The sequence below is a fragment of the Pseudomonas sp. FP2294 genome (assembly GCF_030687625.1).
Taxonomy (GTDB): Bacteria; Pseudomonadota; Gammaproteobacteria; order Pseudomonadales; family Pseudomonadaceae; genus Aquipseudomonas; species Aquipseudomonas shahriarae.
Map to the genome: position 1 here is coordinate 3,874,483 of NZ_CP117441.1, position 20,024 is coordinate 3,894,506.

Genomic DNA, 20,024 nt, shown 5'->3' on the forward strand with positions numbered 1-20,024 from the left:
CACAGTTAAATACTGTATGTTCGTACAGCTAATTAAGGACTCCTCCGTGGCCAAGCCCTCCTCTGCAGCACCGACACCGCCCGACGCCTATCAACGCCTGGCGATCCGTGTGCAAAAAATCATCAATTCCACCAACGCCCAAAAAAACAAGGCCGCGTTGATTTTCCGTTTGCCGGAGGAACCCGAGGACGAGTGGGCACGACTACTGGAGGAAATCGCAGAAAACGACAACGTCACCCTCGCTTATCGCGATGATGGCGGCGTGCAGATTTTCTGGGTCGTACCGAAGGAAGATTGAGTCAATGAGTGTCCGTTTTATCGCCCTGTTCTGTGTTTTTTTTGCTACCGCCGCCCACGCCCAAGCCCCACGTACCTTCAGTGAAGCCAAGAAAATCGCCTGGAAACTCTACGCCCCGCAATCCACTGAGTTCTATTGCGGCTGCAAGTACACGGGTAACCGGGTCGACCTGAAAACCTGCGGCTACGTTCCGCGTAAAAACGCCAACCGGGCGGCGCGCATCGAGTGGGAGCACATTGTCCCGGCCTGGCAGATCGGCCATCAACGCCAGTGCTGGCAAGACGGCGGACGCAAGAACTGCACGCGCACCGACACCGTCTTCAAACGCGCTGAAGCTGACCTGCACAATCTGGTACCGAGCATCGGCGAGGTCAATGGCGATCGCAACAACTTCAGTTTTGGCTGGTTGCCGGTGCAGAGCGGGCAATATGGTTCATGCCTGACCCAGGTGGACTTCAAGGCCAAGAAAGTCATGCCCAGGCCATCCATCCGCGGCATGATCGCCCGTACTTATTTCTACATGAGTAAACAATACGGCCTGCGCCTGTCGAAACAGGACCGCCAACTGTATGAAGCCTGGAACCGTACCTATCCCGTGCAGCCCTGGGAGCGCCAGCGCAATCAAACCGTAGCCTGCGTGATGGGGCGTGGTAATGAGTTCGTCGGCCCGGTGAATCTGAAAGCCTGCGGATAAACATGAGCGGGATCCACGGATCCCGCCAACCACCGTATTACGGGCGGGCCTTGTGCTCGATCACCAGCGACTCGGCGTCGGTCTTCTTCTTTTTCACCAGTCTTTCCTGCAACTGAACCTGGCGAGCCTCAGCCTCGGCCTTGCTGGCGAACGGCCCCAGCAGCACCAGATCCTTGCCGTCTTCCTTGGCCAGATAGAATGTGAAGCCGTTTTCCAGCAACCAGGCGGTCAGGTCGGTCAGCGCCTGTAATTTATTGTCGGGCGAGCGCACCAGGATATCCCACTGCACAGCGGCAACCGCAGGAGCCTGGGCCTTGGCGGCTTCAGCCTTGTCTCGGGGGGTGTCGAGATTGGGCCCCTCACCGCATCCGGCCAACGCCAATACCACAATTGCCATCGCTACTTTACGCACTGCCCTGCCCCTTTAAGGTTCAAAGAGGCAACTTTATCATTCACTGTCTATTCTGGCCGTCATAAACGTTGGCTTAAACATTGCGAAGGATGTTTCCCAGACCTGTATGATGGCGCCATGGGAATTAATGCCGCCTCCATGCGTCCTAAAAGAGGCAGCCACAGGGAAGCGCTTCACAGTAAGCTACACATAACCGACATCCGCCCTGTTAGAAACATGCGTCCTTCAAAGCAATCAAGGAGAAGTCCATGCTGATACTCACCCGCAAAGTCGGTGAAAGCATAAATATCGGTGATGACATTACGATCACCATTCTGGGCGTTAGCGGCCAGCAAGTAAGAATCGGCATCAATGCTCCCAAGGATGTTGCCGTGCATCGCGAAGAGATTTACCAGCGCATCCAGGCAGGCCTGACTGCACCGGACAAACGCGAAATACCTTGAAGCCTCCCCAGTAGCCAGCCCGCTCGTCCCCTGTAACGGCTGGCGAAAGCCCCCTTGGCCTGTCTACGGTATCCCGTGATCAGCGCAGCTCGCGCCAGGCCCTGCCACCGGTTGTCAGCATGCAGGTTCAGCCACGGAACTTGCTGACCGTATCGCAGACAAACCCCTCCAGGAACGTAACAAAACCTTACAGTGCCTTCGGAGCGCGTTGATGAGGCGATCCCGCAAAGAGCCCTACACCTGCAAATCCTGGATGATCGCCCTACTGATTGCCCTGGGTTTTGTGACAATCGGATACGGCCTCAGGCTGTACATGGAAGGCAGCACCACCGCGCAGGATGCCGATACATGGCCTGACCTGGCGCTGTTTCTCGGTGGTTATCTGTTCTGCTTCTGCCTCAAGCCCATTCAGTCTGCGATCCAGCGAAAACTCAACCGCCGTGCGTTTCGTCACGCTCGTCAGAAATCCCCCTCCTGACGCACCGATTGGATCCTCTACTTGAAATATGAGGAACTATCCGTCCCGGTAGCACCCATACCCTTACACTTCATAAAAAACGTTATCGATATGGACATAGAACATAACGCAAAGAACCTACAGTCCTTGATCGAACAACTTTCAATAGATAAGCCGAAATCTTCCAGCGAACTGCTGGGCAAGCCCGAGGAAATCCTCGCCGGCCTGCGCGAGCTTTACCTGTTGAAACTGATCACGGGCACTGTCATCCATGGACACATTAGGGATCCACTGGGCTACCAATGGATTGGCGCCGAGAACATCCTGCTGACCCGGCGCGGCGCGGCATTCAAGCCGGTGTAGAAGGCCGCAGACGCAACAGGCCGGCCGCATCACACTGCACCCGCACGCCGTCATAACTGGCAATCGTCGGATGTTCCGTTGCCATCGGCTCCCAATGCGTCGATGTCACCACTACGACGTCCGCGCCCGCCGCCTCCCCGGCACGGATCCCCACCGACGCGTCCTCAAACACCAGGCACTCGCCTATTGGCACCCCCAAACGCTTGGCCCCCAGCAGGTAACCGGCCGGATCCGGCTTGCCATTGGTTACATCCTCAGCCGTTACCATGACGGCCGGCGGCACCAGCCCTGCCGCCTGCATACGGCGCAGCGCCAGGGCCTTGGGCGCGGACGTGACCACCGCCCAGCAATGCGCGGGCAAGCTCTGTAGAAACGTCACGGCTCCAGGGATCGCCACCACGCCCGCCACGTCCTCGATTTCTGCCTCGGTAATACCCCGCGCCTCGGCCTGCGCATCTACCCCTGGCAAAGCCTGACGAGTGATAGTGTCGATGGCGCGCACGCCATGGATGGTGGTCAAGAACGCCTCGACGTCCAGGCCATGGCGCTGCGCCCAGGCGGCCCAGACCCGCTCTGCGGCGGCGATGGAGTTAAGGAGAGTGCCGTCCATATCAAACAGGAATGCACGGTAGTGACGATCAAATACGGCCGATTCTTTGGCGGACACTGCAGGGTTTCCTCTTGCACTCGTCGCCCGTTGTCGGGCCCTGATGCAATCTACGGATCGGCCCCGAGCTTGTAAACGAACGATGACGCATCAGCGCATCAGCACACCTGGCCGCCGCTCTCGGCAATATCACGCGGCGTATTCCAAGCCGCCAGGACCGCAATCCTCAGCCCTTCAACCGTTGTCGCCAACGCCATCGAAGGCTGAGGCTCAGCCGCCTGCCCTGGCAGATACGGAACATGGATAAACCCACTGCGCACACCCGATCCAACCAAGGCATGCTGCAAGCGGTAGAACACCTGATTACATACAAAGGTGCCCGCCGTTTGCGAAACCGAGGCTGCGATTCCGGCCTCGCGCACCGCCCTGACCATGGCCTTGACCGGCAAGGTGCTGAAGTAGGCAGCAGGCCCCTCGGGGGTCACTGTCGTATCCACGGGCTGGGCACCGAGGTTGTCCGGGATCCGTGCATCAATCAGATTGATCGCAACCCGCTCGATGGAAATATCACTGCGCCCAGGCCCCAGCCCCGTGGCAATCACCAGTTGTGGCTGATGCTCGGCCAGCAACTGGTTCAAACAGCTGCCGGCAGTGGCGAAGGCACAGGGCAATTGACGGGCGACGATGGTCACGCCTTCTTGCAATTGCACCCCATCCAGCAGGCGCACCGCCTCCCAGGACGGGTTGATCAGGTCTCGATCGAATGGCTCGAACCCCAACAGCAACACAGTTTCCATCTCGACCTCACATCAACAGATAAAGCAGGACGATATTGACCAGCAACATCATCAATGCCGTGGGTATCTGCGCCTTGATCACCGCGTTTTTGTCCGGTAATTCCAGGAGCGCTGCAGGCACAATATTGAAGTTTGCCGCCATCGGGGTCATCAGCGTACCGCAGTAGCCGGAGAACATGCCGATGGCCGCCATCACCGCCGGGTTGCCGCCATAGATCCCCACCAACACCGGCACGCCCACACCACCGGTCATCACCGGGAAGGCGGCAAAACCGTTACCCATGATCACCGTAAACAGCGCCATGCCCAACACATAGACCATCACCGCGACCAGCTTGTAATCCAGGTTGATGTAGGTGGTGGTGACGTGAGCCACGGCCGTGCCAACGCCGGCTTCGTTGAACAACAAACCAAGCATTGCCAGCATCTGCGGCAGCACCATGGCCCAGCCCAGGGCTTCGGTCAGGCGTCGCGATTCACGCAGGGCCTGCACCGGGGTATCGCGGGTCAGCCAGCAGGCCAAGCCCAGGGCAATCAGGCAGCCGAGACCAAGGGACACGAACGTGGTGTTTTTCGGGTCCAGCAGCGGCACGCCGCCAATCTCGGTGTGCTTGAGCAGCACCGAGCCGATCACCGTGGTCAACGGAATGGCCAGGGCCGGAATAAACAGTTTATGACCCAGCCGACCAGCACTGGCGCGGGACTCCTTGTCATGCAACTCGACATGGGTACCACGCCCTACCCCGCCGAGCCCGGCGATCAGCGCCATCAGCACCACGCCAACACCCACCACCACCGACGGCAGGTGCTCACCCACCAGGAACGGAATGGCGAACAGTAACCAGAAAAACGCTGTTGACCAACGCTTGGGGTGGGTGCGGTCAGCCAGGATCATGCCTGCAGTAATCAGCAACAAAACGCCGGCAAGCCAGTACAAGTATTGAATGGAAATGATCATTGCGCGGCCTCCGCCTGAGCGTTAACGGGCGCAGCGGCCGTCAGTTCACGCGTCAGTCTTCGGTCAAACCGGTGTAAACGGATGGCGTGCACAATGAACGCACAAATCGCCGTGGGGATGCCCCAGACCGCAATGTGCAGCGGCTCGACATCAATACCAGAGCCCAGCAGGAAGGTGTGCATCAGGGCAATCGCACCAAAGGCCACGAAAATATCTTCACCAAAAAACAGCCCCACGTTGTCCGTGGCGGCACACATCGCCAGGACCTTGTGCCGCACCTTGTCCGGCAGCTTGCCGAAACGCTTCTCGGCAGCCCCTTCCGCCATCGGCGCCAGCAACGGGCGCACCATCTGCGGGTGCCCGCCAAGACTGGTCAGGCCCATCGCCGCCGTGGACTCGCGAACAAACAGATAAATGATCAACAGACGCCCGACGGTGGCCCGCTCGAAACGTGCAATCCAGTTCTGTGCGTGCAGACGCAAGCCATGGCGCTCCAACAGGCCGATAACGGCCAGGGGCAGCAGCAGGATCAATTGCAAGGCGCGAGTCTGCAGGAAGCCATCGCCCATGGTGGCGAGGATTTTTTCCAGGGGGAAATGCGCGGCAAACCCGGTGGCAATCGCCGCCGCCGTCACCACCAGTAATGGATTGAAGCGCAACACAAAGCCGACCACGATGACGAGCACGCCAATCAGCGGCCAAAGGTTCACAACAGTTTGCATGGCGTTGAGTCCTTGATTGCGTGCTACGACGCCTGCATCGCTGATAAGCGATAACGGGCAGCCCGACGCGGATTTTTATTATTGACCGAGTAGGTCGAGGGTCACTGGCGGGCATCTTTGCTGCTTGGGGCGGAGGGTGTCCAACAAGAAAAATTGTTGCTGCAAATCAATAAAGTTTGTGAGGGGATGTAAGCCAACCAGGGTCACGTCAGGATTTGCGCGCTCAAATCCTGGCGTGGCCTTTTGGGGAAAGCTGCTTGATCAGGGCTGCCAAGCCTTGGAGTTGGCTGCGGCCTTGAATTGGGCGCTGTGTTTAGGGGTGGCCGGGGGCCCGAAGTAGCCGAAAATACTGTACGAGCAATAGAGGCTCCCGAAGGAAGACACTCAAGGCGCGACGAAAAGAAAATCAGAGTACCTGGAGACGGGTACGGAACTGGCGTTTTGAGTGAGGGCTTTGCAAATCGCAACAAAAAAGGGCCCACCTTTCGGTGAGCCCTTCTAGACCGCCCAGCAGAGCGGATTTTGTTTGGTAGGCGCGATTGGACTCGAACCAACGACCCCCACCATGTCAATGTCTGCTTGAGCAAGCTGCAAGCCTTGGTGCTCAAGGGTTTCACAGAACGCCCATTCACACTATGAGGCGTTAAAAATGGCCAATTTCCGCTTACTTCCGTCCGGCAACTGGAATGCTCAGGTACGGATAAAGGGCAAATCTCCCCAGTCGAAAACCTTCAGCACCAAAGATGAAGCAGAGTCATGGGCGGACCAGATCGAAGCTGTGACGATGTTTCGCAAACATCACACTATTTATACGCTGGGAATGACGTACTGCGAAACGATGCTCAAGGGCAAAGGTAGCTACGACCACGCACTGAAAATCGTTGACCATCTGGGCAGGCACTTCACACAGCCCATTCACGAAATCACCCCACAGATGATCAACGACTTCAAGATCATGCGATTGAAGAAGGTGAAGCCGTCAACGTGCAGGACGCAGCTTGCTTTTATGTCCCGCTTCTATCGATTTGCTAAACGCGGATTGCTGATCGACATTCACAATCCTGTAAGTGATATCGCACTACCAAAGCCAGACCGATCTTCTGACAAAGTGATCCGTGCGAGTGAGCTTGAGCGGCTGCTGGAGAAACTCTCACCAACCATGAAGCTCATTGTTGAACTGGCATACGAGACTGCCATGAGACGGTCTGAAATCCTGAAGCTGACGAAAGACTGCCTGCACCTCAAAGAACGCATTGCCGATGTAATCGATGGAAAGAACGGCACGCGATCCGTTCCCCTCACCCACCGAGCCGTTGAGATTCTTGAACTCGCCCAGTTGTGGGCCACTGTGGAACGTCACCCACTCGACATGATCTTCACTGTAACTCCCCACGCCGTTTCTCAGGCTGTGCGTCTGGCGCGTGTAAAGGCTGGACTTGATAGCAGCGTCAGGCTGCACCAGCTCAGGCACACCAGAATCACCAATGTAGCGAAGAAGGGATTCAACAACGCACAGATCATGATCGTCTCGGGCCACAGGGATACTCGATCCGTAGCTCGATACTCCCACCTGAATGTCAGGGATGTGTTGCACCTGATCGACTGATCAAACGAACTGGCAGCCAGCCTCGATTAACAGAAGGGTTGGCGGCCTCGAAAACTCGTCAGAAACCAACCGTAAACCCGAGCATAACCTGCTCTGGATTCGTCATGCTCTTAGAACAAATTCCGTCCGGCCCAATGTTTACGGGGCAGATCGGTGGTCTGAACTAAGCAAATGCTTTTCTCTCTCGCTGAAAAGAAGTTTTCCAAACTTGGCAATCGTAAATGTCAACACCTAGGGGGTTGTTTTTTTAAAGGATTCGTGTAGAATCTGCCTCCTGCCGCAGAGGGCAGAACAGACAAATTAGAAGCCTCTACGCGACCATGGTGTGAACAAATCACCCAGAAATCGCAGGAGGTTTTTTAACGCCTGAATTTTGGTTGACCACCACCGACGGTCAATGCAACCCATGAGAAATTCCATGAACATTGCAAAAGCAAGCAAAACCAACCACGAGATTGCCGACATCAAATAGCTGAATTTATTACTACTTCGTAGAAAGAATACTGCCGATGATGCCGACCAATGTGTCGGTATTTTTTTGCCAAAAATTCAACATGCGGAGGTACATATGAACATCGATTCCACCTAACTCGCCTGCACTGCACAGTGCCATGCATTAGCAAGTTGCCGCGACAAAAAAATATACAGGCACAACCAAATAGAGGTGAAAGCCAACCCGAAAAAAACCACAAGGAGAAATAGAAAATGTCGAACTACATCATTATAGACAAAGAATCAAATCTGATCGTAAAAATTATCTGCTCAAGCGTCAAACCGAGACTTATCGCCAAGTATCGAGCAATACGGGTGTCCGATGCCATTTTGGCTAAATATGATAAACGGGCTGGGCTGCGATCCCGAAACGGTACTTTGGTAGACGCCGGAGAATTAGCGAGCGTGAGCCCTGCCTTTTTTGAACTGTTACAGGTTCGCAGCTAGCGCCACTGTTTACTGACGCAAATCCATGTAAAAGAGCCTACCCCTAACTACCCTATGGGCTGGGTGTTTTTACATGGGTTTCAGCCAGCATATTTGGGGGTTTAATTACCAATATTTGGCAAAGCACACCCTAAGAAAAATACTTGGATAACTAAATCGGCAATACCTGAGGTAACGCCTATGAAATGAACTAAAAAGGAGAAATGAAGATGACCAGTATCGCCCTCAATAAAGTGATCCACGCCACTGTACCAACCCCCGACATTCGTTTCACGCTCACCAAACATCGCACAGCCACCATTGATGACATCATCTTCGACAAGGTTACGAGCGAGGTTCTGGGTAGTTACACCCACTCTGAATACACTCCCGAACCATTCGACTACCCAGTTCCATCCGGTCAGGAAGTATCTGCGTTCATCATAGATGAGGACGGGAGCCCAATTTCGATTGTCATCCCCACTACGCACGACGGGCATACTGCAACAGTCAATACCCTGCCTACCACCAGAAACGGGAGACACGCCGAGCCAACGACAGGGAAAGGCCGAAAAGCATCGGTAGTTAAGAATCCGTTGTACGCAGTAATCTGTGCTGCCAAGGTCGAAGAGATACCAACACCTTGGCTAGACGACTACGTCCGAGGCGCCATCAATATGGGGCCAGGAGTAATCAACGGAAGGTACAGCGTTTCTACCACTGACGTCACCAAACTGCTATACCAGCCAGAGATTTCAGTAGAAAGCGCCTCAAGACGCTTACTGAACCACGACCACGAGCCGATGAGCGTCAGACAGATTCAACGGGTTGTCGAAGCTGCAAGAGTGTCGTTGAGGGGTATAGCACTGCACTTGGAGCGCCATCCGGAAATACTCCTTGGCCTTGGCTTGGAAATTGATTTCAATCCGTTTTGGGCCAGCGGTATGACTGAACCAAAGCAGCAAGGGCGAAAGGAACACCCGAAGCGACAGGAGGTACTACGCCTACTGGAGCAAGGCGAGGATATAAAATCGATTGCACGACAGACAGATGTCTCAAGAAACACTATCAAGAAATGGAAACTAGAGCGGCTGACCGCCTGAGATAAGCAACGCCCCCCTGACGAAAACTCTCAAGGGGGGGGGGTCAGTAACTTTAATTAACGACAGATTTATAAGAGAGCGAAGCGAACGAAAGCTTTGCACTGGAGACGGTACGTCTCAGCTGAGCACAGTCGGCGTAGCCAATGGATTAGCACAATCAAGACGGAAGCCTGATAGTTTTACTTTGAAATATTATCCTTGTTAAAAAAATAATAAAATTACTGATGAACGAAAGTGAATCATTTTCTAACCAAGTATTACCATCAAGCCTGCTTGATAGTGTTATACCTCTTGAACTACGTTCAAGGTTTGCACGGGACAGGCGACAGCCTGAGAGCAGATCAAAAGCAAGGGGATTTTATAAAATAAAATAAATCCCCTTCACCTCTTTAAAAAAAATAAAACGTTAATTGGTATCAACCTACAGCGTACGCTGTAAGTAGCATTGACTATCTTGGAGCACCAAACTCCTTGACTATTCTTTTGTGTGCAAGATTCTCATCGAGGATGTACTTTGTCCCTGCCGGGGTAAGCTGTAGCATTCTGCCTTTTTGGAAATTATCGTAAGGTATAATAAACCTGTTAATCTGCAACTCGTTAAGTGCATTATCGAAATTTAGCTGATCCATTCCAGCAAAATCAAAAATCGTTCTGATCGTGAGCGGCACTCCTGCATTCGTAGTATCTGCAATGACCTTCAAAACTAGTCTTTGCTCATCACTTACGATCAACGCTGGTTTTGGAGCAGGCAATTTAGACTTTAAAACTTCCTTATCAACCCGCTTGCTATAGATCATCCATGCGATATAGCCAAGGGATGCACCAAGAGCAATCAACAAAACTAACAACACCAGCAGTGGCACCCCCACGGGCTGGATAAACCACGCCGGAATCCCAGCAAGGAAACTGAAGAATGCTCCCATCCCTTCCGAGGGATAGTACTGATCAACAACTTTCTCAGCTGTTTTATCGAGTACAGCCTTAACGACAGCAACAACAGCAAGACCTGCCAAACCAATTATCGACCATGCCTTTTTGTTCATCCTTGCATTCTCACTGACTGTTATCCGCCAATGATAGGCGCTTGCACTGACTGCGGGAAGGTGACCATGCCTGACGCTAACAACCTGATCAACAACGGCTGCACCCTCCCTGTTTGCACCAGCTTCAACGTGGACTAGGATCAGTGCCGACTCTTTCAAGGACGACGCCCATGACTGCCCAGAATCAAGCCGTAGCCACTGCTGACGTATTAACCCTGATGCTGTACAGCCAACATGGCATCGCTGCTGCGTTAGAAGAACTTGCCGGATGGGTTTCCAGCCAAGGCGGTACTGTTGCTGCTGACAATGCTCTGGCTGCATTACAAGTGCTGGACTCGAACAGCCAAGCCCTCACAGACGCCATCATGCGTCTACGACAATCGTAGGCATCAACAAACGGTCGTTAAACGATACGCTCCGGACAGGCGGCATCAGGAATCATCAAATTAGCCTTGGTTAATTGTTGATACGCAGGCACACTGATACCACGTTAAATGATACGCCTTGGAGCTACCCGCCATGTCACGCACTTTCCTTTATGCACGAGTGTCCACCTCCAACCAGTTCACAGAGAATCAGTTGCAGGAAGTGAAATCTGCCGGGTTCGATGTACAGGCGAGCCGTGTAGTAGAAGAAACCATTTCAGGAAGCATTGCAGCCAAGGAACGCCCCGGCTTTCAGAAGCTGCTTGATCGCATGGAATCTGGAGACGTACTGATCGTTACTAAGCTTGACCGGCTGGGGCGTAACGCCATGGATGTACGCGCTACAGTTGAGCATCTGGACTCAAGCGGTATCCGTGTTCACTGCCTGGCCCTTGGTGGCGTAGACCTCACCAGTGCAGCAGGCAAGATGACCATGCAAGTGCTGGGAGCTGTTGCGGAGTTTGAACGTGATTTGCTGATTGAACGTACCCAAGCTGGTCTGAGTCGCGCCAAGACTGAAGGCAAGAAACTTGGTCGTCCCGAGGCCACTAGCACCACAGCAGCAGTGCAACGACTCAAGGCCAAAGACATGACTCAGCTTCAGACAGCTATTGAGCTGGGTATGGGCATTGCCACTATCAAACGTCACTGGAACAAGGGCACGACAGAAGCATAAGCCCCTCCAAGGCTTGCGTACCGCTCGTGGCAGCGAGTTCACACCAACGGTAGTACGTCGCTTGATGCTCGCCTTCAACGTCTCGTTCTGAGGCTGCGAGAGCTTAAGAGCCGTCCAATTTATTTTGAGATTTGTCGAGCTTCCGATTGACCTACTCGTGCAGTGCTTAGCACCTAGCTCGCTCAGCTTATTTTTTCCAGCCTTGTGCTAGAGACACCCAAAGAAGCTCACTTATTTTTGGCGGCGGATTTGGAACACCAAATTAGACAGACCGTTCTTTAAGTGTATTTGGGAGTTGAGCTATAAGAAACCCCCAGCAGAACTCCCCCCGGCAATCCAGAACCTGATATTAACGTACACTCACCAATCAACCCTAAACCCGCTAACAACACCTCTACTTACTATCACAGCGGTGAATTTATAAATAGAGGCATTAGTTAACAGCCATCAAAGCAAGCTTTTCAACATAGATGACTAGCCAGTGATCCCCATCTTCAAAAAGGCATATGAAGAAAATACATTAAGACCAACTGTTATTGCAGTAAACAAAATCCCACCCACCACAGTTTTAACATTAGATCGGCGCTGCTCCGAAAGAACATCATCATCACCTTTATTTAAAATCAGGCCCGATACTGGAGCATATACATCTATTAATGACTCACACGCACTACCAAAGCGCCCCGCCACCACACTAATAAAAATCGCCGAAAAAATCGAAACCACCATTGCCAAATATAACTGATGCAAGCTTGCCGCAGGAGGAACCAATTGCTCACTATTGAAATAAATAACAAAAAACAAACAAAAAAGACTTAATACAGAAAATACAGATGAAATTTTATGAGAGTTATCTTGAAGCGTATCATACCCCCAAAATCCTTCGTTTTTATTTACGGAGCCGTACCACTCATTAATAGCCGTCATAAAGTTTCTAGCAACGGTATAATCGACATATTCTATATCAATCATGCCAGTACGAAACGCAACCATCTGAACTATACGGCGATTTACGCCAACTTCAGCACGTGCTTTTCTCTTGAGAGCAGCCCTTGAATGCAAATCAACAGTGATTTTGTATGACTGTGGCTTTTTTGTAGCTGGCAAAACTATAAGAAAATTGTATTCAATTCGAATATTTTCGCAAGGGCTTTTTGAACCCTTCTCGTAAAATGAAAATCGATCAAACGAACTAAATTGTTCCTTACTATCATTAATGTGATATATCGTCACACAGCAACTCTTCTCAATCACCGAATACTGCTCAAAAAGCTGCAGTATCTTAAAATTCAGTTGCTGTATATCAGAAAACGTTATTTCGTGATTACCGTTCAACATCTGACCAATATTCTCAGTCTTCCCGGTCAACTCGTTATACATACTTTGCACAAGCTTCATTGAAACTGGAAGCTTATCACCCAGCATTACAATATCATTATCATCATGACCAATCACTTCGCGAACCATAACCCGCCCCCCCCTAGCTTTAGAGTTTCCAATTCAAGAACAGAAACCAGAAAATTATTATATGTAGCAATCAACGCCTGCCAACTATGCCCCGCCCCCGACCAACTGGCAGCGTAGTATAGCTTGACTCTCAAGTTATCCGGCGGTGTGCCATCACACGCACTTCATTCCTCATGCAGGACTGGCCAGATGCTACCACGACAAACGACCATTGACTCCGCATCCTGATAGCCACCTACATCATGGGGCTTTCGCCCCGGAAAATTTACGCCACCACCAAAAGCCATCACATCACCTGCCTTATCACCAGCAAGCTTCAATTCACAACTTTATTTATAGATACCGATGACCCGCCCGAGAGAGCCCAACCTGTCGACTGGTTCGGTCTATGAGTTGCTCGGCCCCCTGCCATCCTGACGCTAATACATGACGCCAAAGCGCCTGAAGCAGGATTTCGAGCTGGGGTTAATCGATGATAGAGAGATTTTGAGACGAGGCAGAATCCCTCCAAGAAGCGGAGGAGATCGGCGTTCACATTGCCCAGTGTGAACGAACCCGATATTTTGTGAACGTTCTGATGAAATCCAAGACAACAAAAAAGGGCCCACCTTTCGGTGAGCCCTTCTAGACCGCCCAGCAGAGCGGATTTTGTTTGGTAGGCGCGATTGGACTCGAACCAACGACCCCCACCATGTCAAGGTGGTGCTCTAACCAACTGAGCTACGTGCCTGCTGTGAGGCGGCATTCTACGGAATTCCCGAGGGGTGTCAACACCTTTTTTGCAGCTAAGCCTATGAATATGCGAATTTTTTATTTTTATCAGCAGCGCTGCTTTTTCGAGTGGCTGGCAGGGCATTTTCAACTCAGGTAGGATCGGCGCACTCGTAAAAAATATAAAACAGAGGTTCCAGTATGGCGAACACCCCCTATCCCCAGTCGTATTACGCCGCGTCCGCCAATGCGGCTCCTCCGCGGCCAGTGCTGCAAGGTGAGGTTGAAACCGATGTGTGCGTGATCGGTGCTGGCTATACCGGGTTGTCGAGCGCGCTGTTTCTGCTGGAGAACGGCTTTCGCGTAACGGTACTGGAAGCCGCCAAAGTGGGTTTCGGTGCGTCCGGGCGCAATGGTGGCCAGATCGTCAACAGCTATAGCCGTGATATCGACGTGATCGAACGCAGCGTCGGCCCCCAGCAGGCGCAACTGTTGGGACAAATGGCGTTCGAGGGCGGCAGGATCATCCGTGAGCGGGTTGCCAAGTACCAGATCCAGTGCGACTTGAAGGACGGCGGTGTATTCGCCGCGCTCAATAGCAAGCACATGGGCCACCTGGAGTCGCAGAAGCGCTTGTGGGAACGCTATGGCCATACCCAGCTGGAGCTGCTCGACGAGCGGCGCATCCGCGAGGTGGTGGCCTGCGAGAACTACGTGGGCGGCCTGCTGGACATGAGTGGCGGGCATATCCATCCGCTCAACCTGGCATTGGGTGAAGCGGCGGCAGTGGAGTCCCTGGGCGGCACCATCTACGAACAGTCCGCCGCCGTGCGTATCGAACGTGGCGCCAACCCTGTCGTCCACACGGCGCAAGGCAAGGTGAAGGCTAAATTCATCATCGTCGCCGGCAACGCCTACCTGGGCAACCTGGTGCCCGAGTTGGCGGCCAAGTCGATGCCTTGCGGCACCCAAGTGATTACCACGGCGCCACTGGGTGATGAACTGGCCAACCGCCTGCTCCCCCAGGATTTCTGCGTCGAAGATTGCAACTACCTGCTCGACTACTACCGACTGACCAGCGACAAGCGCCTGATCTTCGGCGGTGGCGTGGTGTATGGCGCACGGGATCCAGCGAACATCGAAGCGATCATCCGGCCGAAGATGCTCAAGGCTTTTCCGCAATTGAAGGATGTAAAAATCGACTACGCCTGGACCGGCAACTTCCTACTGACCCTTTCGCGCCTGCCCCAGGTCGGTCGCATCGGCGACAACATCTACTACTCCCAAGGCTGTAGCGGCCATGGCGTGACGTACACCCACCTGGCAGGCAAGGTACTGGCTGAAGCCCTCAGAGGCCAGGCAGAGCGTTTTGATGCGTTTGCCGACCTGCCGCACTACCCGTTCCCGGGCGGCCAACTGTTGCGCACGCCATTTGCGGCACTGGGCGCGTGGTACTACGGGCTGCGGGACAAGCTGGGTTTCTGATCAACACCCTGCAGGAGCCGGCGTGCTGGCTCCTACAGGTCGAATCATCAAATCGCAGACACAAAAAACCCCGGTCTTTCGACCAGGGTCTTTGCTATCGATCCAATCAAGCATAACGCTTTTCTTGGCGCTCTCAGGGTGTTCAGTGGACCCTGGAACAGATATGGCGCAGCGGACGGGACTCGAACCCGCGACCCCCGGCGTGACAGGCCGGTATTCTAACCGACTGAACTACCGCTGCGTATCGCTCAGACTGCTGAAGTGTCACCTTCAACCGCCTTCAAACATCTGACTGAGCAGCCTTGGCTGTTCAATCTCAAATCCGAAACATCGGACCTGGAAAATATGGCGCAGCGGACGGGACTCGAACCCGCGACCCCCGGCGTGACAGGCCGGTATTCTAACCGACTGAACTACCGCTGCGCGTCGGTGCAACCTTTAACGTTGCGTCTTGCCCGAAGGCAAAACTCTCAAGAAGTGGTGGGTGATGACGGGATCGAACCGCCGACCCTCTGCTTGTAAGGCAGATGCTCTCCCAGCTGAGCTAATCACCCTTTGCTTCGTTGAGGCCGCGAAATTTACGCAGATGGCGGACCTAAGTCAAGAGCCTGCTTGAAGTTTTTCTGAAAAAGACAAAATAACGTCAAGTGCAGGACCCGCCCTACTCGCTGTAAATCATCTTCTTGCTCATCCCACCGTCCACCACGAACTCTTGCCCAGTGACGAACCCGGCGCTGCGCGACAGCAGCCACGCCACCATGGCTGCCACGTCCTCAACCGTGCCTACCCGGCCCGCAGGATGCTGCGCATGATCGGCGTCACTCAACGGCTCTGCACGGCGCGCCGCGGGATCACGGGCGTCGATCCAGCCCGGGCTGACAGCGTTGACCCGCACCTCCGGCCCCAGGCTGATAGCCAGCGCGTGAGTCAGGGCCAACAGGCCGCCCTTGCTCGCCGCGTAAGCCTCGGTATCCGCTTCCGACTGCCGCGCCCGGGTCGAGGCGAGGTTTACGATCGAACCACCATGGGCACGCAGATAGGGCGCACAGTGCTTGGCCAGCAGCATCGGCCCACTGAGGTTCACCGCCAGCACCCGATTCCAGTAAGCCAGGTCCAGGCTATCCAATGTGATATTGCGCGGATCGGCCACAGCGGCATTACACACCAGGGCATCCAGGCGCCCGAACTGACCCAGCACTTCGGCCACCCCAAGGGCCACCTGCTGCTCATCGGCCACGTCCATGGTGATAAACCAGGCGTTGTCACCCAGCACCCTGGACACCTTGGCGCCCCGCTCGCGGTCCAGGTCAGCCAACACCACCTGCCAGCCTTCGCTGACCAGCCAGGCCGCGATCCCCAGGCCGATACCGCGTGCCGCACCCGTCACCAACGCGACCCGGCCATTACTGACGCCAGCCGCCTCCAGGGACCACTCGATCACAAGGCAGCCAGCCCGCGAGCCAGGTCGGCCTGCAAGTCAGTCACATCTTCCAGGCCAACGGCAACACGGATCAGGCTGTCGCGGATACCCGCGGCTTCACGCTCCTGCGGTGCCAGGCGACCATGGGAAGTGGTGCTTGGATGGGTAATGGTGGTTTTGCTATCACCCAGGTTGGCGGTGATGGAGATCAGGCGTGTCGCGTCGATAAAGCGCCACGCGCCCTCTTTGCCGCCCTTGACCTCGAAACTGACCACGGCCCCGAAGCCACGCTGCTGACGCTGAGCCAGCTCGTGTTGCGGGTGGCTCTTCAAGCCGGCGTAGTGGACTTTCTCGATGCCGTCCTGCTGCTCCAGCCACTCGGCCAGGGCCTGGGCATTGGCGCAATGGGCCTTCATCCGCAGGCTGAGGGTTTCCAGGCCCTTGAGGAAAATCCACGCATTGAACGGGCTCAGGGTCGGGCCAGCGGTGCGCAAGAAGCCCACCACTTCCTTCATCTGCTCGCCGCGGCCGGCCACCACGCCGCCCATGCAACGACCCTGGCCGTCGATGAACTTGGTGGCCGAATGCACCACGATATCTGCGCCGAGCTTCAGTGGCTGCTGCAGGGCCGGCGTGCAGAAGCAGTTATCCACTACCAGCATCGCGCCCTTGGCGTGGGCCACTTCGGCGAGAGCGGCGATGTCCACCAGCTCTGCCAGCGGGTTGGACGGCGACTCGACAAACAGCAATTTGGTATTGGCCTTGATGGCCGCATTCCAGCCAGAAAGGTCCGCCAGCGGCACGTAGTCGACTTCAATGCCAAAGCGCTTGAAGTACTTTTCGAACAAGCTGATGGTCGAACCAAACACACTGCGCGACACCAATACGTGATCACCGGCGCTGCACAGGCTCATCACCACGGCGAGGATCGCCGCCATGCCGGTAGCTGTGGCGACGGCCTGCTCTGCCCCTTCCAGCGCCGCGATGCGCTCTTCGAAGGCGCGCACCGTCGGGTTGGTATAGCGGGAGTAAACGTTACCCGGCACTTCGCCAGCAAAGCGCGCCGCCGCGTCCGCCGCGGTGCGGAACACGTAGCTGGAGGTGAAGAACATCGGGTCACCGTGTTCACCTTCCGGCGTGCGGTGCTGGCCGGCGCGCACAGCCAGGGTATCGAAAGCCACACCATCGAGGTCGCTGTCCAACCGACCGGCATCCCATTCCTGACTCATGCTGCCACTCCTTCACTCAAATTCTTTATTTAACATACAAAACCGGCCCCTCAGGGCCGGTAGTTACTCAGTTGTTGTACAGATCGATGATCGCGCTGACCGCCTGGGTCTTGATCTTCGATGAGTCGTTACGCGCCTGCTCAATCTTGTTCAGGTACGCCTCGTCGACATCACCCGTCACGTACTTGCCATCGAAGACCGCGCAATCGAACTGCTCGATCTTGATCTTGCCGCCGCCAACCGCTTCGATCAGGTCAGGAAGGTCCTGGTAAATCAGCCAATCGGCACCGATCAGGTCGGCTACATCCTGGGTCGAACGATTGTGCGCAATCAGTTCGTGGGCGCTCGGCATGTCGATACCGTACACGTTCGGGTACCGCACGGCAGGCGCAGCAGAACAGAAGTACACGTTCTTCGCCCCGGCTTCGCGGGCCATCTGGATGATCTGCTTGCACGTGGTGCCACGCACAATGGAGTCATCCACCAGCATCACGTTCTTGCCGCGGAATTCCAGCTCGATGGCATTGAGCTTCTGGCGTACCGACTTCTTGCGAGCCGCCTGGCCCGGCATGATGAAGGTGCGGCCGATGTAGCGGTTCTTGACGAAACCTTCGCGGAACTTGACGCCCAGGCGGGTAGCCAGCTCCAGCGCGGCGGTGCGACTGGTGTCCGGGATCGGGATCACCACGTCGATGTCATGCTCAGGGCGTTCGCGCAGGATCTTCTCGGCGAGCTTCTCACCCATGCGCAGACGCGCCTTGTACACCGAAACACCATCAATGATCGAATCCGGACGCGCCAGGTAGACGTGTTCGAAGATGCATGGGGTGAGTTTCGGGTTGATCGCGCACTGACGGGTATGCAGCTTGCCGTCTTCGGTGATGTACACCGCTTCGCCCGGCGCCAGGTCGCGCACCAGGGTGAAGCCCAGTACATCCAGGGATACGCTTTCGGAGGCGATCATGTACTCGACGCCTTCGTCGGTGTGACGCTGGCCGAACACGATAGGACGAATGCCGTGCGGGTCGCGGAAACCAACAATACCGTAGCCGGTGATCATTGCCACGACCGCGTAGCCGCCAACGCAGCGGTTATGCACGTCAGTCACGGCAGCGAACACATCTTCTTCGGTAGGCTGCAACTTGCCGCGCTGGGCCAGTTCGTGGGCGAACACGTTGAGCAGCACTTCCGAGTCGGAGTTGGTGTTGACATGGCGCAGGTCAGATTCGTAAATCTCCTTGGCCAGTTGCTCAACGTTGGTCAGGTTGCCGTTGTGCGCCAAGGTAATGCCGTACGGCGAGTTGACGTAAAACGGTTGAGCTTCGGCCGAAGTCGAGCTACCGGCAGTCGGATAACGCACATGACCAATGCCCATATGCCCGACCAGGCGCTGCATGTGACGCTGATGGAACACGTCACGTACCAGGCCATTGTCCTTGCGCAGGAATAACCGGCCGTCATGGCTGGTCACAATACCGGCAGCGTCCTGGCCGCGGTGCTGGAGGACGGTTAGCGCGTCATACAGCGCCTGATTGACGTTCGACTTACCGACGATACCGACGATGCCACACATGCGACGCAACCCCTACTTAATGAATCTTGACTGAACACTACTTACTGCGGCGCGTTGCCGGGCAAGAGATGTTCCTTGAACGGAAGATCAGCGGGTACGCTGATACCGCTGGCCAGCCACTGACTGCTCCACCCCAATATGAGGTTCTTGGACCAATCTGCAACCAATAGAAATTTTGGCACGAGACTCGACTCCTGCCACCATGCATCCTGCTGTACCGGACCCAGGCTCAACAGCCCGACCGCAACGACCACCAGCAACGCGCCACGCGCGGCACCGAAGGCCATGCCGAGAAATCGATCGGTCCCGGAGAGGCCGGTGACACGTATCAATTCGCCGATAAGATAATTGACCATTGCTCCCACCAGCAGCGTGGCGATGAACATGATGGCGCAGCCCGCGATGACGCGAGCCGAAGGTGTTTCGATATAACCGGCCAGATAAACGGCCAGGGATCCGCCGAACATCCAGGCGACGACTCCTGCAACGATCCAGGTCAGCAGCGACAATGCTTCTTTGACGAAGCCGCGGCTTAGACTGATCAATGCGGAGATGGCGATGATGGCTACGATCGCCCAATCAACCCAGGTAAATGGCACAGTGCAGCCTACAGACGG

Annotated in this window: 22 protein-coding genes and 4 tRNA genes; 11 read left to right on the forward strand and 15 right to left on the reverse strand. The window is 54.9% G+C overall.

Annotation, left to right across the window (positions count from 1 at the left end; all coding sequences use genetic code 11):
* Positions 1-46: 46 nt before the first annotated feature.
* Together PSH73_RS17175 and PSH73_RS17180 are read left to right on the forward strand one after the other, a co-directional pair.
* Positions 47-298, forward strand: coding sequence for a DUF1654 domain-containing protein (locus PSH73_RS17175; RefSeq protein WP_057438624.1), 252 nt, complete (start codon positions 47-49; stop codon positions 296-298).
* A 4-nt stretch (positions 299-302) separates the two neighbouring features.
* Positions 303-992, forward strand: a complete 690-nt coding sequence (locus PSH73_RS17180) for an endonuclease I family protein (protein ID WP_282405272.1) — start codon at positions 303-305, stop codon at positions 990-992.
* Positions 993-1,029: 37 nt separating this feature from the next.
* On the opposite strand, the gene PSH73_RS17185 is transcribed toward PSH73_RS17180, so the two are convergent.
* Entirely contained in the window at positions 1,030-1,404 is a 375-nt protein-coding gene (locus PSH73_RS17185) for a penicillin-binding protein activator LpoB (protein WP_081044283.1), read from the reverse strand.
* Between the two features lie 248 nt (positions 1,405-1,652).
* Here PSH73_RS17185 and csrA point away from each other — a divergent pair, with 248 nt between their 5' ends.
* From csrA to PSH73_RS17200, 3 genes are all read left to right on the forward strand, one after another.
* A complete protein-coding gene (gene csrA, locus PSH73_RS17190; protein ID WP_057960171.1) occupies positions 1,653-1,847 on the forward strand; it encodes a carbon storage regulator CsrA in 195 nt (64 codons plus the stop codon).
* 211 nt (positions 1,848-2,058) lie between these two features.
* Positions 2,059-2,325 carry a hypothetical protein gene (locus tag PSH73_RS17195; RefSeq protein WP_057438621.1) on the forward strand — a complete coding sequence of 89 codons (267 nt, stop codon included), beginning with the start codon at positions 2,059-2,061 and terminating at the stop codon, positions 2,323-2,325.
* A gap of 126 nt (positions 2,326-2,451) precedes the next feature.
* Positions 2,452-2,667 carry a hypothetical protein gene (locus tag PSH73_RS17200; protein WP_162947747.1) on the forward strand — a complete coding sequence of 72 codons (216 nt, stop codon included), beginning with the start codon at positions 2,452-2,454 and terminating at the stop codon, positions 2,665-2,667.
* Here PSH73_RS17200 and PSH73_RS17205 read toward each other — a convergent pair.
* The 4 genes from PSH73_RS17205 to PSH73_RS17220 all read right to left on the reverse strand — a co-directional run bounded on the left by PSH73_RS17205 (position 2,654) and on the right by PSH73_RS17220 (position 5,751).
* Complete coding sequence (locus PSH73_RS17205; protein WP_220172421.1) at positions 2,654-3,334, reverse strand: HAD family hydrolase; 681 nt, start codon at positions 3,332-3,334, stop codon at positions 2,654-2,656. The two genes, PSH73_RS17200 and PSH73_RS17205, sit on opposite strands and share 14 nt — an antisense overlap.
* A 98-nt stretch (positions 3,335-3,432) precedes the next feature.
* Positions 3,433-4,071, reverse strand: coding sequence for a pyroglutamyl-peptidase I (gene pcp, locus PSH73_RS17210; protein WP_186625973.1), 639 nt, complete (start codon positions 4,069-4,071; stop codon positions 3,433-3,435).
* A 7-nt stretch (positions 4,072-4,078) separates the two neighbouring features.
* Entirely contained in the window at positions 4,079-5,029 is a 951-nt protein-coding gene (locus PSH73_RS17215; RefSeq protein ID WP_057438618.1) for a DUF979 domain-containing protein, read from the reverse strand.
* Positions 5,026-5,751 (reverse strand): DUF969 domain-containing protein, encoded by a 726-nt coding sequence (locus tag PSH73_RS17220; protein ID WP_305461058.1) that lies wholly within the window; start codon positions 5,749-5,751, stop codon positions 5,026-5,028. Before PSH73_RS17220 ends, PSH73_RS17215 begins: the two co-directional genes overlap by 4 nt.
* A 649-nt stretch (positions 5,752-6,400) precedes the next feature.
* Between PSH73_RS17220 and PSH73_RS17225 the strand changes: the two genes are divergently transcribed.
* The 3 genes from PSH73_RS17225 (at position 6,401) to PSH73_RS17235 (ending at position 9,378) form a co-directional block, all read left to right on the forward strand.
* Positions 6,401-7,357 (forward strand): site-specific integrase, encoded by a 957-nt coding sequence (locus tag PSH73_RS17225; protein WP_305461060.1) that lies wholly within the window; start codon positions 6,401-6,403, stop codon positions 7,355-7,357.
* A gap of 705 nt (positions 7,358-8,062) precedes the next feature.
* A complete protein-coding gene (locus tag PSH73_RS17230; protein WP_305461062.1) occupies positions 8,063-8,296 on the forward strand; it encodes a hypothetical protein in 234 nt (77 codons plus the stop codon).
* Positions 8,297-8,505: 209 nt separating this feature from the next.
* The gene (locus tag PSH73_RS17235) at positions 8,506-9,378 is read left to right on the forward strand and encodes a helix-turn-helix domain-containing protein (protein ID WP_305461063.1); all 873 of its coding nucleotides are present in this window, start codon (positions 8,506-8,508) and stop codon (positions 9,376-9,378) included.
* Positions 9,379-9,827: 449 nt separating this feature from the next.
* Here the strand turns inward: PSH73_RS17235 and PSH73_RS17240 are convergent, their stop codons facing one another.
* Positions 9,828-10,580 carry a hypothetical protein gene (locus PSH73_RS17240; protein ID WP_305461065.1) on the reverse strand — a complete coding sequence of 251 codons (753 nt, stop codon included), beginning with the start codon at positions 10,578-10,580 and terminating at the stop codon, positions 9,828-9,830.
* Between the two features lie 11 nt (positions 10,581-10,591).
* Between PSH73_RS17240 and PSH73_RS17245 the strand changes: the two genes are divergently transcribed.
* Positions 10,592-10,807, forward strand: a complete 216-nt coding sequence (locus PSH73_RS17245) for a hypothetical protein (RefSeq protein ID WP_305461067.1) — start codon at positions 10,592-10,594, stop codon at positions 10,805-10,807.
* A 133-nt stretch (positions 10,808-10,940) separates the two neighbouring features.
* A complete protein-coding gene (locus PSH73_RS17250; protein ID WP_305461069.1) occupies positions 10,941-11,522 on the forward strand; it encodes a recombinase family protein in 582 nt (193 codons plus the stop codon).
* 474 nt (positions 11,523-11,996) lie between these two features.
* On the opposite strand, the gene PSH73_RS17255 is transcribed toward PSH73_RS17250, so the two are convergent.
* Together PSH73_RS17255 and PSH73_RS17260 are read right to left on the reverse strand one after the other, a co-directional pair.
* Complete coding sequence (locus tag PSH73_RS17255) at positions 11,997-12,989, reverse strand: hypothetical protein (protein ID WP_305461070.1); 993 nt, start codon at positions 12,987-12,989, stop codon at positions 11,997-11,999.
* A 653-nt stretch (positions 12,990-13,642) separates the two neighbouring features.
* A tRNA-Val gene (locus tag PSH73_RS17260) sits at positions 13,643-13,719 on the reverse strand.
* 182 nt (positions 13,720-13,901) lie between these two features.
* Between PSH73_RS17260 and PSH73_RS17265 the strand changes: the two genes are divergently transcribed.
* Complete coding sequence (locus tag PSH73_RS17265) at positions 13,902-15,185, forward strand: FAD-binding oxidoreductase (protein ID WP_057438616.1); 1,284 nt, start codon at positions 13,902-13,904, stop codon at positions 15,183-15,185.
* 164 nt (positions 15,186-15,349) lie between these two features.
* Here PSH73_RS17265 and PSH73_RS17270 read toward each other — a convergent pair.
* From PSH73_RS17270 to PSH73_RS17300, 7 genes are all read right to left on the reverse strand, one after another.
* A tRNA-Asp gene (locus PSH73_RS17270) sits at positions 15,350-15,426 on the reverse strand.
* Positions 15,427-15,531: 105 nt separating this feature from the next.
* Positions 15,532-15,608 (reverse strand) — tRNA-Asp (locus tag PSH73_RS17275).
* A 55-nt stretch (positions 15,609-15,663) separates the two neighbouring features.
* A tRNA-Val gene (locus PSH73_RS17280) sits at positions 15,664-15,739 on the reverse strand.
* A 107-nt stretch (positions 15,740-15,846) separates the two neighbouring features.
* Positions 15,847-16,611 carry an SDR family oxidoreductase gene (locus PSH73_RS17285; protein WP_115129422.1) on the reverse strand — a complete coding sequence of 255 codons (765 nt, stop codon included), beginning with the start codon at positions 16,609-16,611 and terminating at the stop codon, positions 15,847-15,849.
* 11 nt (positions 16,612-16,622) lie between these two features.
* Positions 16,623-17,834 (reverse strand): O-succinylhomoserine sulfhydrylase, encoded by a 1,212-nt coding sequence (locus PSH73_RS17290; RefSeq protein ID WP_057438615.1) that lies wholly within the window; start codon positions 17,832-17,834, stop codon positions 16,623-16,625.
* 67 nt (positions 17,835-17,901) lie between these two features.
* Positions 17,902-19,407 (reverse strand): amidophosphoribosyltransferase, encoded by a 1,506-nt coding sequence (gene purF / locus PSH73_RS17295; RefSeq protein WP_057438614.1) that lies wholly within the window; start codon positions 19,405-19,407, stop codon positions 17,902-17,904.
* 41 nt (positions 19,408-19,448) lie between these two features.
* Positions 19,449-20,006, reverse strand: a complete 558-nt coding sequence (locus PSH73_RS17300) for a CvpA family protein (RefSeq protein WP_057438613.1) — start codon at positions 20,004-20,006, stop codon at positions 19,449-19,451.
* Positions 20,007-20,024: the final 18 nt, after the last annotated feature.

Bases quoted from the DNA above. Each gene is read 5' to 3' on its own strand.
- PSH73_RS17180 (WP_282405272.1), top strand. From the start codon at position 303: ATGAGTGTCCGTTTTATCGCCCTGTTCTGTGTTTTTTTTGCTACCGCC.
- csrA (WP_057960171.1), top strand. From the start codon at position 1,653: ATGCTGATACTCACCCGCAAAGTCGGTGAAAGCATAAATATCGGTGAT.
- PSH73_RS17195 (WP_057438621.1), top strand. From the start codon at position 2,059: ATGAGGCGATCCCGCAAAGAGCCCTACACCTGCAAATCCTGGATGATC.
- pcp (WP_186625973.1), bottom strand. From the start codon at position 4,071: ATGGAAACTGTGTTGCTGTTGGGGTTCGAGCCATTCGATCGAGACCTG.
- PSH73_RS17215 (WP_057438618.1), bottom strand. From the start codon at position 5,029: ATGATCATTTCCATTCAATACTTGTACTGGCTTGCCGGCGTTTTGTTG.
- PSH73_RS17220 (WP_305461058.1), bottom strand. From the start codon at position 5,751: ATGCAAACTGTTGTGAACCTTTGGCCGCTGATTGGCGTGCTCGTCATC.
- PSH73_RS17225 (WP_305461060.1), top strand. From the start codon at position 6,401: ATGGCCAATTTCCGCTTACTTCCGTCCGGCAACTGGAATGCTCAGGTA.
- PSH73_RS17230 (WP_305461062.1), top strand. From the start codon at position 8,063: ATGTCGAACTACATCATTATAGACAAAGAATCAAATCTGATCGTAAAA.
- PSH73_RS17235 (WP_305461063.1), top strand. From the start codon at position 8,506: ATGACCAGTATCGCCCTCAATAAAGTGATCCACGCCACTGTACCAACC.
- PSH73_RS17245 (WP_305461067.1), top strand. From the start codon at position 10,592: ATGACTGCCCAGAATCAAGCCGTAGCCACTGCTGACGTATTAACCCTG.
- PSH73_RS17250 (WP_305461069.1), top strand. From the start codon at position 10,941: ATGTCACGCACTTTCCTTTATGCACGAGTGTCCACCTCCAACCAGTTC.
- PSH73_RS17255 (WP_305461070.1), bottom strand. From the start codon at position 12,989: ATGGTTCGCGAAGTGATTGGTCATGATGATAATGATATTGTAATGCTG.
- PSH73_RS17265 (WP_057438616.1), top strand. From the start codon at position 13,902: ATGGCGAACACCCCCTATCCCCAGTCGTATTACGCCGCGTCCGCCAAT.
- PSH73_RS17290 (WP_057438615.1), bottom strand. From the start codon at position 17,834: ATGAGTCAGGAATGGGATGCCGGTCGGTTGGACAGCGACCTCGATGGT.
- purF (WP_057438614.1), bottom strand. From the start codon at position 19,407: ATGTGTGGCATCGTCGGTATCGTCGGTAAGTCGAACGTCAATCAGGCG.